This is a genomic window from Thermaurantiacus sp., from assembly GCF_053487655.1.
In genome coordinates this window covers 1-14357 of the sequence record NZ_JBRCLD010000065.1, presented here as the reverse complement: position 1 = coordinate 14357, position 14357 = coordinate 1, and the positions used below count along the sequence as shown (strand labels likewise).

15 protein-coding genes and 1 pseudogene are annotated in these 14357 nt (G+C 67.6%); 5 read left to right on the top strand and 11 right to left on the bottom strand.

Features of this window, described 5'->3' with window-relative positions; translation table 11 throughout:
- Positions 1 to 276 (top strand): annotated as a pseudogene (locus ACWIQA_RS07040) (TetR/AcrR family transcriptional regulator); the annotation flags it as partial.
- Here ACWIQA_RS07040 and ACWIQA_RS07035 read toward each other — a convergent pair.
- Positions 273 to 1814 carry a hypothetical protein gene (locus tag ACWIQA_RS07035; protein ID WP_448582361.1) on the bottom strand — a complete coding sequence of 514 codons (1542 nt, stop codon included), beginning with the start codon at positions 1812 to 1814 and terminating at the stop codon, positions 273 to 275. The pseudogene ACWIQA_RS07040 and the gene ACWIQA_RS07035 sit on opposite strands and share 4 nt — an antisense overlap.
- A 57-nt stretch (positions 1815 to 1871) precedes the next feature.
- Entirely contained in the window at positions 1872 to 2756 is an 885-nt protein-coding gene (locus ACWIQA_RS07030) for an aminotransferase class IV (protein ID WP_448582360.1), read from the bottom strand.
- A gap of 56 nt (positions 2757 to 2812) precedes the next feature.
- Between ACWIQA_RS07030 and ACWIQA_RS07025 the strand changes: the two genes are divergently transcribed.
- Positions 2813 to 4123, top strand: coding sequence for a cryptochrome/photolyase family protein (locus tag ACWIQA_RS07025; RefSeq protein WP_448582359.1), 1311 nt, complete (start codon positions 2813 to 2815; stop codon positions 4121 to 4123).
- Here ACWIQA_RS07025 and ACWIQA_RS07020 read toward each other — a convergent pair.
- From ACWIQA_RS07020 to ACWIQA_RS07010, 3 genes are read right to left on the bottom strand one after another with little or no spacing between them, the layout of a single operon-like run.
- Entirely contained in the window at positions 4120 to 5403 is a 1284-nt protein-coding gene (locus ACWIQA_RS07020; RefSeq protein WP_448582358.1) for an ABC transporter permease, read from the bottom strand. The two genes, ACWIQA_RS07025 and ACWIQA_RS07020, sit on opposite strands and share 4 nt — an antisense overlap.
- Positions 5400 to 6140 (bottom strand): ABC transporter ATP-binding protein, encoded by a 741-nt coding sequence (locus ACWIQA_RS07015; protein ID WP_448582357.1) that lies wholly within the window; start codon positions 6138 to 6140, stop codon positions 5400 to 5402. Before ACWIQA_RS07015 ends, ACWIQA_RS07020 begins: the two co-directional genes overlap by 4 nt.
- Entirely contained in the window at positions 6140 to 7366 is a 1227-nt protein-coding gene (locus ACWIQA_RS07010) for an efflux RND transporter periplasmic adaptor subunit (RefSeq protein ID WP_448582356.1), read from the bottom strand. The genes ACWIQA_RS07015 and ACWIQA_RS07010 overlap by 1 nt, the downstream gene beginning before the upstream one ends.
- Before the next feature lie 116 nt (positions 7367 to 7482).
- Between ACWIQA_RS07010 and ACWIQA_RS07005 the strand changes: the two genes are divergently transcribed.
- Both ACWIQA_RS07005 and ACWIQA_RS07000 read left to right on the top strand, forming a co-directional pair.
- Positions 7483 to 8229: a response regulator gene (locus tag ACWIQA_RS07005; protein ID WP_448582355.1), complete on the top strand. Its 747-nt coding sequence runs from the start codon at positions 7483 to 7485 to the stop codon at positions 8227 to 8229.
- Positions 8229 to 9584, top strand: coding sequence for a sensor histidine kinase (locus ACWIQA_RS07000; RefSeq protein ID WP_448582354.1), 1356 nt, complete (start codon positions 8229 to 8231; stop codon positions 9582 to 9584). The genes ACWIQA_RS07005 and ACWIQA_RS07000 overlap by 1 nt, the downstream gene beginning before the upstream one ends.
- Here the strand turns inward: ACWIQA_RS07000 and ACWIQA_RS06995 are convergent.
- From ACWIQA_RS06995 to rpmF, 6 genes are all read right to left on the bottom strand, one after another.
- Positions 9574 to 10305: a ParA family protein gene (locus ACWIQA_RS06995; protein WP_448582353.1), complete on the bottom strand. Its 732-nt coding sequence runs from the start codon at positions 10303 to 10305 to the stop codon at positions 9574 to 9576. The two genes, ACWIQA_RS07000 and ACWIQA_RS06995, sit on opposite strands and share 11 nt — an antisense overlap.
- Complete coding sequence (locus ACWIQA_RS06990) at positions 10302 to 10733, bottom strand: MerR family transcriptional regulator (protein ID WP_448582352.1); 432 nt, start codon at positions 10731 to 10733, stop codon at positions 10302 to 10304. The genes ACWIQA_RS06995 and ACWIQA_RS06990 overlap by 4 nt, the downstream gene beginning before the upstream one ends.
- A complete protein-coding gene (locus ACWIQA_RS06985) occupies positions 10730 to 11029 on the bottom strand; it encodes an integration host factor subunit alpha (RefSeq protein WP_448582351.1) in 300 nt (99 codons plus the stop codon). The genes ACWIQA_RS06990 and ACWIQA_RS06985 overlap by 4 nt, the downstream gene beginning before the upstream one ends.
- An 81-nt stretch (positions 11030 to 11110) precedes the next feature.
- A complete protein-coding gene (locus ACWIQA_RS06980; protein ID WP_448582350.1) occupies positions 11111 to 12082 on the bottom strand; it encodes a beta-ketoacyl-ACP synthase III in 972 nt (323 codons plus the stop codon).
- 6 nt (positions 12083 to 12088) lie between these two features.
- Positions 12089 to 13165, bottom strand: a complete 1077-nt coding sequence (plsX, locus tag ACWIQA_RS06975; protein ID WP_448582349.1) for a phosphate acyltransferase PlsX — start codon at positions 13163 to 13165, stop codon at positions 12089 to 12091.
- Positions 13166 to 13229: 64 nt separating this feature from the next.
- Positions 13230 to 13412 (bottom strand): 50S ribosomal protein L32, encoded by a 183-nt coding sequence (gene rpmF, locus ACWIQA_RS06970; RefSeq protein WP_448582348.1) that lies wholly within the window; start codon positions 13410 to 13412, stop codon positions 13230 to 13232.
- A gap of 252 nt (positions 13413 to 13664) precedes the next feature.
- On the opposite strand from rpmF, the gene ACWIQA_RS06965 reads away from it, so the two are divergent.
- Positions 13665 to 14357, top strand: a 693-nt coding sequence (locus ACWIQA_RS06965; RefSeq protein WP_448582347.1) for a glycoside hydrolase family 3 N-terminal domain-containing protein, incomplete at its 3' end; no start/stop codon positions are given.

The window sequence follows — 14357 nt, the reverse complement described above, 5'->3', positions numbered from 1 at the left end:
CGCATTATCGACGAAGCCGAGTTCGTGGCAGCGGATGCCCACCAGGCCCATTATCTGCGAACGGTGGGGCGGATTGCCGAGCGGCTGCGGGCAGGCGTTGAGGCGGGCGAGCTCAGCGCCGGGGTGGGCGAGGTGGAGGCTTGGGCGATTGCAGGCATGAACGTGTTCCTGGGGCTTCGCTATGTGCTGTGGGCCGCAGACGGCGACCCGGACCCGGCCGAAGTGGTGCTGCGGGCAAACCGGCTGCTGGCAGAGGGGCTGGGGAGGCGGGCCTAGAAGTCCAGGTGCGGGCCGCAGTGGCCGATGATGATCTGGTTCCTATCGCCGTCCCAGTGGAAATGGATGCGGAGAGTCTCAGCGGCGCTGTCCTTGACCCCGATCTTCAGGTGCCGTTCCATGAAGATGTCGGTGCCGTTCCAGCGGAAGGTGCGAAGCGACCGGCCGCGTTTCGACAGGACCTGGGTTTCCTTGGGGGCATAGGCCTTGCCAAAGACCTTGTGCGCCTCGACATCGCCCCGACCACCGGCAAGCTCCGCCCAGTAGGTGGTGGCCAGTTTCCACAAGAGGTCGAGTGCCCGCTCCGGCAGATGGAAATGCACCGACTGTGCTGCCGCCGAGTGCGCGGAAGCGAGAACGACAAGACGGTCTGGGAACAACCGCTCGACCAGGCGGAGCGCGGCGGGGACCGTGAGCGCGCCTCTAATCAGCGGCGCAACATCGGCTGCGCTCGCTCCTTGCGCGGGCGCGGCCGATGGCAGGGCGGCAAGACTGGCGCGCAGCTGGTCCAATTCGTTCTGAAGCCTTGAGGCTTCTGCTTCGGCTTTCTCCTTGGCGGCGTTGGCCTCCTCCATGAGGCTTTCGGCCGACTGCTTGTCCCGCGAAAGCTCGGCAAGCTGTGCCTTCAGCATCTCGACTTCCTCAGCAGTCCCTGCCTGGGCTGGGTGGGCGAGGCGTTGCAGGAGGCCGATACGCCAGAAGCGGGCGTCCTGGTCGCGGTCCCGGAAGCCGAAGGGCAGGACGCGTTCGGCAAGCCAGGCGCGATGCGCCTTCTCGCCCCTTGAGGGAGAAAAGAGCAGGAGCGGGTGGCGGAACGGATCATCGTCTTCCGAGACGCCGGGAAGGTAGAGGCGGGTGGCGCGGTTATAGACGGACCAGGACTTGCCCAATCGCCGGGTGAGTTCCCAGGAAGCTTCGGCCTCGAGGATTCGCAGATGGGCGCCGCCGGCGAGATCGCGGGCGATGCTGCCCGCATCGATCGCAAGCGCACCCGCTTCATCGCGGGAGATGGCGACAACGGGGAGGCGACGCTGGCGGGTGAGGAGTTCGAGGAAGGCGGGAAAATCCTCGAGTGTGACGGTCTCGGCGGCCTCGGTCAGGGCGACGCCATCAGCCTCGGCGGAGAGAGCAGAGAGAATATCCCGCACCACGCGCGGCCGGCTGTGGCTGAAACGCTCGCCGGCGGACTGGGCAGCGGTCAATCGCAGTTCAGCACCGAAGCGGACCAGGACCTTTTCGCGGGATTCGACAAAAAGGTCGGTGACCCATGTCCGCCCGCTCCCGGCTTCACGCAGATCCTCGAGACGGGCGGCGAAGATGCGCCCATCCTCGTGGGGGACCTCACGGATGGTCCCGCGGGCTTCGCAGGACTCGAAAGGGACATGGTCTCCCTGGCCGAGATGGAAACCCGGCCCGCATTTCGAAGTGATCCAGTCACGGACAATGGTGACGGCTTTGGCGTAGGCATCTCGATCCGTCAGCTCAAAGCTTGATCGGAAGATAGGATAGATGCGCAGAGCTGACGCACTTTCTGCCATGGCAATTCCCGTGGAAGCGGGAAACTGGCAAGTCTTGCCAATGGCGGCAAGACCAGATCAGGGGTGCCAGCCAGTCTGGCGGGTGATTTCGTTCCACAGCAGGGTGGCGAGGCGGGTGGCGGTGGGGCCGGGGATGCCCGCGTGCGCGGTGCCAGTGCCAACCGGGCGGCCATCAAGGCGGGTGATGGGGAGAAGCGGGCCAGTGGTCGAGGTGAGGAAGAGCTCGGGTGCTGTGCGTGCTTGCGCGAGCGTAAATGGGCGCTCGGCGACCGTGAACTGGGCGTCGCGGGCGAGGCGCAGGACCGTCTCGCGCATGACGCCGGGGAGGATATGGGCCGAGAGCGGGTGGGTGACGAGGGTGCCGGAAGGCTCGACCAGCCACATGTTGGTGCTGGCACCTTCGGTGACGGTTCCGTCTTCGCGGTAAAACATGGCCTCAAACGCACCAAGGCGCCGCGCTTCGGCCTTGCCAAGGACCGCGCCAAGCAAGCCGGTCGTCTTGAGGTCGCAGCGCTGCCACCTCTGGTCAGGAAGCGAGACGACGGCAACGCCCGTCTGCTGCTGGCGCAGGCGCTGGCGGAAATCGAAGGCGCGCGCCGTCATGACAAGGTTGGGAGCCGTGTTGGCCGGGAAGCCATGGTCGCGCCTGGCAGTGCCGCGGCTGACCTGGATGTAGAGGAGGCCATCTTCGAGGCGGGCGCGGCGCCACAGGGTCTTCGCGATGTGCGCAAGGGCAGGCTCTTCCGGCGCGCCCGCGATGAAAAGGGCAGCAAGCCCACGGCGCAGGCGCCAGCAGTGTGCTCGCCAGTCGAGCGGCTGGCTTCCGAACATGGCGATGACTTCGTACACGGCATCAGCGAACTGGGTGCCGCGGTCTTCAACTGGCAGGCTGGCATGGGCGAGCGGCAGATAGCGGCCGTTCACATAGGCGAAAGCGGGCATGGCGCCGCCTAGTTTGCCGCGTTGCCGCGAGCAAGCCGTCAGCGCATGGGGCAGCAATGGTGGAGATTCTCTGGTTCCGGAACGATCTCAGGCTCGACGACCAGCCGGCGGTGGCAGCAGCGGCAGCGGCGGGGCCTGTGCTTCCCGTCTATGTCTTTGACGATAGGAGCGAAGGCGTGCGGCCGCTGGGCGGGGCGTCGCGCTGGTGGCTGACGCGCAGCCTTGCCGCACTTGATGGGGAACTCAGGGCGCGCGGCGGGCGGCTGCTGGTGGTGGAAGGCCGGGCAGCCGAAGTGCTGGCGAGCCTTGCCCGGGAGACGGGAGCGCGGGCCATTCATGCAACGCGGGCAACGGAGCCCTGGTGGGGGCCAGTGGAAGCAAGGCTTGCCCCGCTGTTGCAGCTGCACGGCTGGCCAACCCTGCAGCCGGCTGGAGCTGTCGTGACCAGGAGCGGGGCGCCGTTTCGCGTGTTCACGCCCTATTGGCGGGCGCATGTGGCGCTGGGGCCGCCAGAAGTGCCCGAGCCGGCGCCGCGGGAGATGCGGTTTGCCGCCGTGCCGGAGAAGCCGCTGCCGCGCTTCAACCCGCGCTGGGCAAGCGGGTTTGCGGGCGTGCCTGGGGAAGCAGGGGCCAAGGCCGCCCTTGCTGCCTTTGTGCCAAAAGTCGGGGCCTATGGCGCGCGGCGGGATTTTCCTTCCGAGGAGGCGACCTCACGGCTTTCTGCCCATCTCCATTTCGGCGAAGTGTCAGCGCGGGCTTGCTGGCATGCGGTCGAGGGGCGGGCCGGGGCGGAGGACTGGCAGCGGCAGCTGGTGTGGCGCGACTTTGCCCATGAGATGGTGCGCCAGCACCCGGATTCGCACCGGGTGCCACACCGCCCGGCGTTTGACCGGATGGAATGGACCGATGTTGCAACCGAGCCGGGGCGGGGGTGGCTTCGGGCCTGGCAGCAGGGGCGGACCGGCTATCCGCTGGTGGATGCCGGCATGCGCCAGCTGTGGCAGACGGGGTGGATGCACAACCGGGTGCGGATGGTGGTCGCGAGCTTTCTCGTAAAGCATCTCGGGATCGACTGGCGCGAGGGCGAGCAATGGTTCTGGGACACCCTTGTTGACGCCGACCTCATGAACAATGCCATGGGCTGGCAGTGGGTGACGGGCGCGGGGGTGGACTCGCAGCCCTATTACCGGATCTTTGCGCCCGTCCTCCAGGCCGAGCGGTTCGATGCCATGGGCTATGTTGCGCGCTGGGCGCCGGAATATGGGAGCCTGGAGGCGGTTGCGCCGATTGTTGATCACCGGGAGGCGCGGGAGGTGGCGCTCGCCCGCTTCGCCGCGATCCGCGCGGCCGCGGATGCATGTGCCTAGCTTCGCAGCGCCTCAATGGGGGAGAGGCGGGCAGCGCGAGTGGCGGGATACCAGCCAAAGAAAATGCCAACGGCGGCCGAGATGGCGAAGGCGGCGATGACCGAGGCTGGCGAGATGATGGTCGGGAAGGGGAGAAACTCCGAGGCGGCCATGGCAAGGCCAGTGCCGAGCAGGACGCCGGCAGCGCAGCCGACGATGCTGAGCATGAGGGCTTCGAGCAGGAACTGGAGCCGGATGGCGGCGCGCGGGGCGCCGAGCGCCATGCGGATTCCGATCTCGCGCGTGCGCTCGGTGACCGAGACCAGCATGATGTTCATGATGCCGATGCCGCCGACGACGAGGCTGATCCCGCCGATGGCGCCAAGAAGCAGCGAGATGGCACTGGTGGTCTCCTGGAAGGTCTCGCCCACTGCCGTCAGGTTCGTGATGGCGAAGTCATTTTCCTCGCGCGGGGAAAGGCCGTGGCGGCGGCGGAGCAAGTCGCTCATGGCAGCTTCGACTCCCGGCATGGCCTCAGGCGTTGCAACCGCAACCGAGATGGAGCGCACGAAGCGGCGGAAGGCGCCGCCGCCCTGGACGAGGCGGAGCGAGGCGGTCAAGGGCAGGACGACGACATCGTCGCGGTCGATCCCGCCGATGCCCTGGCCGCGTTCGGGAAGGATGCCGATGACGGTAAAGCTCACTCCACGCACGCGGATCTGCTCGCCAAGCGGATTGCTGGCGCCAAACAGTTCGCGCGCTGTCGTCTGGCCGATGACGGCGACACGGGCGGCCTGGCGTTCTTCCATGGCGGAGAAGGCGCGGCCCTCTTCCGGATACCAGTTCTGGACCGTGAACCAGGCCGGAGTCGATGTGGTGACTTGCGTCAGCCAGTTGGTGGGGCCGGCAACGACCTGGGCCGTGAAGCTCGAAGTGGGGGCAGCGGCGATCACATCGGGCAGGCGGGCGATGGCTTCGGCATCGTCAAGGGTGAGCGTCGGGCGGGAGCCGGCGCCCTGGCTGAAGCCGCCACCCGTGCGCGCAGCGCCCGAGTTGACGATGAGGAGGTTGGAGCCCAAGGCGGCGATCGAGCGGCTGACCTGGCCTTCCACGCCTTTGCCGATGGCAAGCATGAGGATGACGGCAGCAACGCCGATGACCATGCCAAGCATGGTCAGGCCCGAGCGCAGGCGGTTGGCCAGGAGCGCGCCGACGGCCTCGGCCAGCATCGGCCCGAGCAAGGAGACCATGCCGGGGCGGGCGATGGGCTGGACTTCCGGCAAGGGGAGTGGCGCGTTCACGACACCGCATCATAGTGGTGGCCGGCAGCGCCAGCCAGGGCTTCTGGCGTGGGAAAGCCATCGTAGAGGATCTGGCCGTCCTGGATGCGGACCACGCGGTCGGTTGCAGCGGCAACGCCAGGATCATGGGTGACGAGGATGACGGTGACGCCGGCCTCGCGGTTGAGTGCCTTGAACAGGCCGAGGATCTCGGCGCCGGTCCTTGTGTCGAGAGCGCCTGTTGGCTCGTCGGCAAGGAGGAGGCGCGGGTCGGCTGCGAGGGCGCGGGCAATCGCGACCCGCTGCTGCTGGCCGCCGGAGAGCTGGGATGGGCGCGAGCGGGTGCGCTCGGCAAGGCCCACTCGGGCGAGAAGCGCGTTGGCGCGGGCGAGGCGGTCGCGGCGGGGGAGGCCAGCGTAGATGAGCGGCAGGGCCACATTGTCGCGGGCAGTGAGGCGGGGGAGGAGGTTGAACTGCTGGAAGACGAAACCGATGGCGCGGTTGCGCAGTGCCGCAAGCGCCGGCTCTGAAAGCGTTGACGTCTCTTCGCCGGCAAAATGGAAACGGCCGCTGCTCGGCGTATCCAGTGCACCGATGATGTTCATGAGAGTGGACTTGCCTGAGCCGGAGGGGCCCATGATGGCGAGAAGCTCGCCTGGCATGACAGTCATGCTGATGCCGTGCAGCGCCCGGAAGGTGCCGGCCTCAGACGGATAGTCCTTGACGATCGAATCAAGCGCAAGAAGGGGGGTGGCCATCAGCTGCCGCCTGGGCGGACGCCAGCGCCGCTTACGGGCCGGCCGCCGCTGCCGCTCTTCGGGTTCTCACGGTCAGCAACGATGACCTGTTCGCCCTCACGGATGTCGCCGGTGAGGACGATGCTGTTATCATCGTCGGAAGCGCCGACCCGCAGCCGCCGGGGCTCGGGCCGGCCACCCTTGCCAAGGACGAAGACGGTCGCAGGGAAGCCCTCTTGTGCCTCGCTTTGGGCAGGGCTGCGAATGGACCCGGCCCTGCCGGCTGCAGCAGACCGGCCACTGCCAGCCTCGCGCGCGGTGCGCGGGTCGAAGTCGGCCGGGCGGAAGGCAAGCGCAGAATTGGGGATCAAGAGGACATTCTGGTGATCTTTCACGCTGAAGCTTGCCGTTGCTGTCATGCCTGGAAGCAAGGCACCATCCGGGTTGTTGACAGCGATGACGACCGTGAAGGTGACGACATTCTGCTGGGTGCTGGGATTGAGGCGGATCTGCTCGACTTTGCCGCGGAAGCGGCGCTGGCCCCAGGCATCGACCGTGAAGCTGACCTCCTGGCCGACCTTCACTTTGGCGATGTCGGACTCGGCAACTGCGGCCTCGATCTGCATGCGGGTGAGATCAGCAGCGATGGTAAAAAGAGTCGGGGTCTGGAAACTGGCAGCAACGGTCTGGCCGACTGCGACATCGCGGCTGACGATGACTCCGGCAACGGGCGAGCGGACCACCGAGAAGCCGAGATTGGCGCGATCCTGGGCGACGGCAGCTTCCGCGGCCTTGACTTCGGCGGCGGTGACAGCGGCGTTGGCGACCGCCTGGTCATAGGCCTGGCCGCTGACGAACCCGCGGGCGAGCAATTCCTCGGCTCGCTTCCGGTTTGCTTCGGCAAGCTCAGCGTGGGCTTTGGCGCGGGCGAGATTGGCTTCCGACTGGAGGAGGCGGGCCCGGAACAGGCGGGGATCGAGTTCGAGCAGGACCTGGCCCTTGGCGACGCGGTCGTTGAAGTCGGCATGGAGCTTCTCCACCGTGCCCGAGACCTGGACTCCGACGTTGACGAGGGTGACGGGATTGATGGTGCCATTGGCACTGATCCGCTCGGCGAGGTCGCCGCGCACGACGGGCTCCGTCTGGTAGCGCTCGGCCGTGCTGGCGGAGCGGCCAAACTGCCACCAGGCAGCGCCACTGGCGAGTGCAAGGATAAGGACGAAAAGCAGCAGGGGGCGCGTGGGCATCCGCAAGCGCGCCTAGGTCAGGCTGGAGGGAGGCGCAAGCGCGGCCCAACGTTCAACGGCCAGACGGGGAGCTGCGGGGCTTGGAGGCGGCTGCCATTCTGGCTATGGACAAGGACATGAGAAGCATCGCGACAGGAGGTGAGCGCGCGCGCGATGGCCGCATCCTTCTCGTCGATGATGATCAAGGCATAAGATCGCTCGTTTGCACCTACTTGCGCCGCGAGGGGTTTGAAGTCGACGGAGTGGAGGACGCCTCGGGGATGGACCGGGCGCTTGCCGATGCAGCAGCTGAAGGCGCGCCCTATGATCTTGTGGTGCTCGACCTCATGCTGCCGGGCGAGCATGGGCTGGATGCGCTGAAGCGGATGACACCCGGCGCGCTTTCCCCTGCAGTCGTGGTGCTCTCCGCGATGGGGGATGTGACCGACCGGATCGAGGGGCTGGAGCGCGGGGCCGATGACTATCTCGCCAAGCCCTGCAATCCCCGCGAGCTTTTGGCGCGGATTCGCGCCGTGCTGCGGCGCCGGCAGGCGGGAAGCCATGCCGGCACCAGCGTTGCCTTCCGCGGCTGGTCGCTCGACCTTGTGCACCGCAAGCTCAAGTCTCCTTCGGGGGTTCTCGTGCACTTGTCGGACGGCGAGTTCCTGCTGCTCAAACATTTCGTCGAGCATCCTGGCGAGACGCTTTCACGCGATACCCTGCTCGAGCTTGCCGGGGCCGAGGAGGCCGGCGGCCGCTCGGTCGACGTGCAAGTGAGCCGGTTGCGGCGCAAGCTCGCAACCGAGCCGGGGTCTGCCGGCGACCTCATCCAGACGGTCCGGAACGGCGGCTACAAGTTCACGGGGAAGCCGGTCTGGGGCTGATGCGGCGGCTCTCGCCCCCGCTGTTTCTTGCCATCTTCGGGCTGGTGCTGCTGACCTTGCTGGTGGCGCAACTGGTCGCAGCTGGGCTTCTTGTTGCCGTGCGCCCGGGTGGCCCCCGGGCCATGGGTCTTGCTGCCATCGAGCGGCAGCTGACCGGGACTCCGGGGCAATTGCAGGAGGAGACGCTCCTGCGCGCGCCGCAGCGGCCGCACAAGCCCGGTGAGGCAAGGGTTGCCGCCGAAATCGCAGCGCGGATCGGGGTGGCGCCGGCCGACGTCCATGTGACGATGGCACGGATGCAGCGCGACCGCTACATCCTGATTGATACTGGCGAGGCCGGCCGGCCCAACCTCCAGCCTGTGCTGGTGGGCGATTTCACGGTCTCGGTGCGCGGGAGTGACGGCCGCTGGCGGGCCTGGTCGCCGCGCGGGGAGGGCATCTTCGACACGGTGGAGAAGCGCTATGTGCTCCTTTTCCTGCTGGGGGCGCTGGTGATGCTGCCGGTGGCCTGGTGGCTTTCCCGCGTGCTGGCGAAGCCGTTTGCGCAGTTCGCGCGGGCGGCCGAACAGGTCGGGAAGGACCCCTCGGTTCCCATGCCGATGGTTGAGGCCCCGCTGGAGGCGAAACTGGCAAGCCAGGCGCTTGCTGGCATGGCGCAGCGGCTCAACACGTATTTGGCGGAGCGGACGGCGATGGTGGGGGCGCTTGCGCATGATTTCCGCACTCCGCTCATGCGGCTTGCGTTCCGGATCGAGTCCCTGCCAGCCGAGGTGGCCGAGCCCATGATGGGCGATATCCGCGAGCTCGACCAGCTGGTCGCCTCGACCCTTGCCTATGTGCGGGGTGCCTCAATCGTGGGCGAGAAGGTGCCAATCGAGCTTGTCTCGCTGGTGGAGCAGGTGATCGAGGAAGTGGGCAGCGCGATCGACCTTGCGCTTGCCATGGAGGGGCCAGTGGTGGTTGCCGGCGATCCGGTTTCGCTCAAACGGCTGTTTGCCAACCTGATGCAGAATGCCCTGACCTATGGTGGCAAGGTGACCGTTGCGGTTGCAGCGCGCGACGGCCAGGCGCTGGTGGACATTTGCGACCAGGGTCCGGGGTTGCCGCCGGCGGATCTTGTGCGAGTGTTCGAGCCCTTCTACCGCGCCGAGCCCTCGCGCAACCGCAACCGCGGCGGGACCGGGCTCGGGCTGCCGATTGCAGCAACCGTGGCACGCGCCCATGGCGGCAGCGTGATCTTGCAGAACCTGGAGCCTCGTGGACTGCGGGCCCGAGTCAAGCTGCCGCTGGCGCCTGATGCGCCAGGGCAAGCCGCCCTGCCCGCGCCTGCGACGAAGGCTGCGCTCAGCTCTTGAGAAGGGCCATTTCGACGGCCGACCAGAGCTGGGCGAAACTGCGGGCAACCGGGCTTTGGGGCGCGAAGGCGCCAAGGGGGGCCTGGCGCGCCGTCATCGCCTCAACGGCTGCCGCAGAAGGGATCGCCAGACGATCCGGGTGGGAATCGAGAAGGGTGCGGTGGAGGAGCCGGCGGCGGTCGGCCATGTTCCAGAACAGGAGCAGCGGCGGGGCGGCCTTGCCGAGCCGGTCGAGCTCGTCGGCGAGCGCGGCTTCGGCTGCAGCCGAAAGCGGAGCCGGGATCGAAGGGACGACGAGGAGATCGACAGCACGGAAGAGCTCGTCGGCAAGGGTGGAGCGGCCAGGTGGGGAGTCGATGAGGATGCGGTCGAAGCGCGGCGCAAGCGCTTTCAGGTGACGCCGGATGACCCCGCCCCGGTCAGCGCGGGCGAGGTCGCCTTCAAGCCGGCGCAGGCTGCGATCGGCAGGGAGCAGCGACAAGTTGGCAAACTGGGTGGGCTCAACGAGGGCTGCAAGCGGCTGATCGCCGGCGAGGGCAGCCCGGGCTTTGGTGCGCAAACCGGGTTGGGAGCGGAGCAGGAGGGTGGCGGCTGCCTGCGAGTCCAGGTCCCACAAGAGGGTACGGCGGCCGCCGGCAGTGGCAGCAGCGTGCGCGAGGTTGACGGCTGCTGTCGTTTTTCCGACTCCGCCCTTCAGACTGAAGATGGCGATGCTTCTCACGTGCGGGCCGGTTCCCCGAGGGCGCGGGCCAGGCGGTTGCGGATCGCAAGAAGCTGGGCTCGGGGGCCCGGGGCTGGGGCGACGGAGGCAGGCGCATCGGACGCTGGGTCTGGATCTTGCAGCGCTCGTATACCCGCGATGCGCGCAGCAAGCGCCTTTGCGCCTTCGGCAGCAATCAGCTTCTGGACTCCTTTCACCGTATAGCCATCGGCGTGGAGCAGCTGGTGGAGGGCGCGGCAGAGCTCAACATCGGCCGGGCGATAGTAGCGGCGGTTGCCGCCGCGTTTCAGCGGCTTCAAGTCTGGAAAGCGGCTCTCCCAGAAGCGGAGGATGTGCTGGGGCACGCCGAGTTCGGCCGAGACCTCGCTGATGGTGCGCAAGGCCAGAGGCGCCTTGGCGCCGGGTTGAAGCCCGAGCGTTGCGTTCATGCGCCGCCGTTAATCTTCTGGCGCAGGATCTGGCTGGGGCGAAAACTCAAGGTCACCCGGGGCTCGATGGGGACCACGACTCCCGTCTTTGGGTTGCGCCCGATCCGCTGGCCCTTGGCGCGCAGCAGGAAACTGCCGAACGAGCTCAGCTTGACATTCTGGCCCGCAACAAGGGCATCGGCGATGGCATCGAGCACCTGCTCGACAAGCTCGGCCGACTCGGCACGCGACAGGCCGATCTCCCGGTTGAGCCGTTCGGCGAGTTCGGCACGGGTGAGCGTTGGCGTTTCCGGCATGGGGGCCCCTCCTCAACCCAATCTAACCGACGGACGAGGAAAGCGAAAGATGCTGCGCGCAACGCCCTTGCAGCGAAGGTTTCACATGCGCAAAAGGAGTGCGCCCCATGTGAAGCCACCGCCCATCGCTTCAAGAAGGCAGAGCTGGCCGGGCCGGATGCGGCCGTCCCGCACGGCGACATCGAGTGCGAGCGGGACCGAGGCGGCGGATGTGTTGGCGTGCTCATCGACGGTGACGATCACTTTCGCCATGGGAAAGCCGAGTTTTTTGGCTGTTGCCTCAATGATGCGAAGATTGGCCTGGTGCGGGATGATCCAGTCGATGGCCTCGACTCCCAACTGGGCTTCCGCGAGGATCTCGTCGACAACGCTTGTGAGATTGTGGACGGCATGGCGGAAGACGTCGCGCCCGGCCATGCGGAGCTTGCCGACAGTGCCGGTCGTGCCAGGGCCGCCGTCGACATAGAGCAGGCCTTCATGGCGGCCATCGGCGTGGAGCCTGCTGGCGAGGATTCCGCGCGGCGTTTCGCCTGGCACGGCGGCGCGCGTCTCGAGCACGACGGCGCCAGCGCCATCGCCGAACAGGACGGCCGTTGCGCGGTCGTCCCAGTCGAGCAAGCGGCTGAAGGTCTCGGCGCCGATGACAAGCGCGCGGCTGCCCTGGCCGGCCTTGAGGAGGCTGTCTGCAACTGCAAGCGCGTAGATAAAGCCTGAGCAGACGGCGGCGATATCAAAGGCGGCGCCGCGGGTTATCCCGAGCCGGGCCTGGACCCGGGCGGCGGTGGCCGGGAAGGTGAGATCGGGCGTGGCGGTGGCGAGCACGACGAGATCGATGGCGCCGGCTTCAAGGCCAGCGGCTTCGAGGGCGCGGGCGGCAGCTTCGGTCGCAAGGTCGGCGGTGGTGGTCGCGGGATCGGCGATGCGGCGGGCGCGGATTCCGGTGCGCTCGCGGATCCAGCTGTCGGACGTGTCGAGGCGAGAGGCGAGGTCGTCGTTTGCAACGCGCGTGGCCGGAAGGGCGCTGCCGGTGCCCGTGATGAGGTTGTGCGTCACCGGGGCTCAAGCAGCGTCGGCCGAGCTGGCGCCATCGCCAGCGCGGACCTCGGCGGGAAGATGGGCGCGGAAATTCGCCATGTCGTCGCGGATGCGGCCGAGGATGTTGTCGGCGACGAGGTCGCGGGCAACGCAGATCGCGTTGGCAAAGCCGCGCGTGTCAGCCGCGCCATGGCTTTTGACGACAACGCCGTTCAGGCCGAGGAAGACGGCGCCATTGTGGTTGTTGGGATCAAGCTGGTCTTTCAAGGCGCGCAGGGCCGGTCTTGAAAGGAGTGCGCCAAGCCGGGTGCGCCAGGAGGCGCGGTAAGCGCGACCAAGGAGGCCTGTCACCAGATTGGCGGTGCCTTCGGCCGTCTTCAAGGCGATATTGCCGGAGAAGCCGTCGGTGACGATCACGTCGACTTCCCCCTTGCCGATGCCATTGCCTTCAACGAAGCCCGTGAACTCGAGCGGCAGGTCGACGGCGGCAGCGCGCAGCAGGCGGGCAGCCTCCTTCAGCTCGTCGGTGCCCTTCATGTCTTCCTCGCCGATGTTGAGAAGGGCAACGCGAGGACGCTCGAGGGCAAGGACAGTGCGGGCGAAGGCGGCGCCCATGACGGCGAACTCGACAAGGTTTCCTGCCCGGCACTCGGTATTGGCGCCGAGATCGAGCACGACGGAGTCCGCGCGCATCGTGGGCATGAGGGCAACGAGCGCCGGGCGATCGATTCCTGCCAGGGTGCGCAAGGCAATCTTGGCCATCGCCATCAAGGCGCCAGTGTTGCCAGCGGAGACGGCGGCAACGGCCTCGGCGGATCGGACCGCCTCGATCGCCTGGCCCATGGAGGTGGTGCGGGCCCGGCGGATCGCCTGGCTTGGCTTGTCCGTGCCAAGGACGACTCCCTCGACCGCCACGATCTCGGCTTCCGCTGCCACCTTGGGCGCATGCGCAAGCGCGGCACGGACGGGCGCCTCCTGGCCATAGAGGCGGAAGCGAAGGTCCGGATAGCGGGTGCGGGCGATCTCGGCGCCGGCGAGCACGATCTCGGGCCCATGGTCACCGCCCATGCAGTCGAGCGCGACGAGGTGGGTGCGACTCATTGCGGACGCGCGGGAGGAGCGCCAGTGGCAGCAGCCGTCGCAGGCGCGCGCACGGCGGCTGCGATCACGCCCCGGGCTGGGCGAGGACTTCGCGGCCGTCGTAGAAGCCGCAGGCCGGGCAGACATGGTGCGGCAGCTTGAGCTCGCCGCAATTGGGGCACTCCATCACCATCACGGGCTTCAACGCATGGTGGCTGCGCCGCATGTTGCGCCGCGAGGGCGAGGTCTTTCGCTTGGGAACGGCCATCTGGCACCTTTGGAACCTGAACTGAGCGGAACGCCGCCCGCGCCGACGGCAGAACCTGCTGGCGGAATCGAGCGGGCTTCCATAATGAAACTGCCACAAGATGCAAGGGGACCAGGGAGAGCATGGCGATGCCCGCCGGGCGCGACGCAAAGGAGGGGATGGCGTCATGAGGGCGACGAGAGTGTCAGCCCGCCGTCTTGGGCACAAGTCGGGAGCGCGGCCGGGGCAGGCCGTGGGCCCTGGGGATGCGCGATGATTCCGGTTATCTTCGGGCTTTCTGGAACCGTGCTTAGCGAAGATGAGCGCGCGCTGTTCCAAGGTTGCCAGCCGGCTGGCTACATCCTTTTCCGGCGCAATATCGAGGCGCCAGAGCAGGTGCGGGCGCTGACGGATTCGCTCAAGGCTCTTGCCGGCAATGCGCAGCTTCCCATCCTCATTGACCAGGAGGGCGGGCGCGTGGCGCGGCTTGCCTCGCCGCCCTGGCCGGCCTTTCCGCCCGGTGCGCGGTTTGCCGACGCCTGGGCGCGAGCACCGGCAACAGCGATGGCAGCAGCGCGCGCCAATGCCGAGGCCATCGCCCGGATCCTCGCTGACCTTGGCATCACCGTCGATTGCCTGCCCGTGCTCGACGTGCCGGTGCCGGGCGCCCATGACGTCATCGGTGACCGGGCGCTTGGTGCCGAGCCGCTGCAGGTGGCAGCACTCGGTCGGGCGATGCTCGATGGCCTCCAGGCAGGCGGAGTGGTCGGTGTGGTCAAGCATGTGCCGGGCCATGGCCGGGCGCTTGCCGACTCCCACCATGCGCTGCCAGTGGTGACGGCGAGCGAGGAGGAGCTGGAGGCCGATCTCGCGCCCTTCATCCGGCTTTCTGACGCACCGATGGCGATGACGGCGCATGTCGTCTACACTGCCTGGGACAAGGAGCTATGCGCTTCGCTGTCGCCT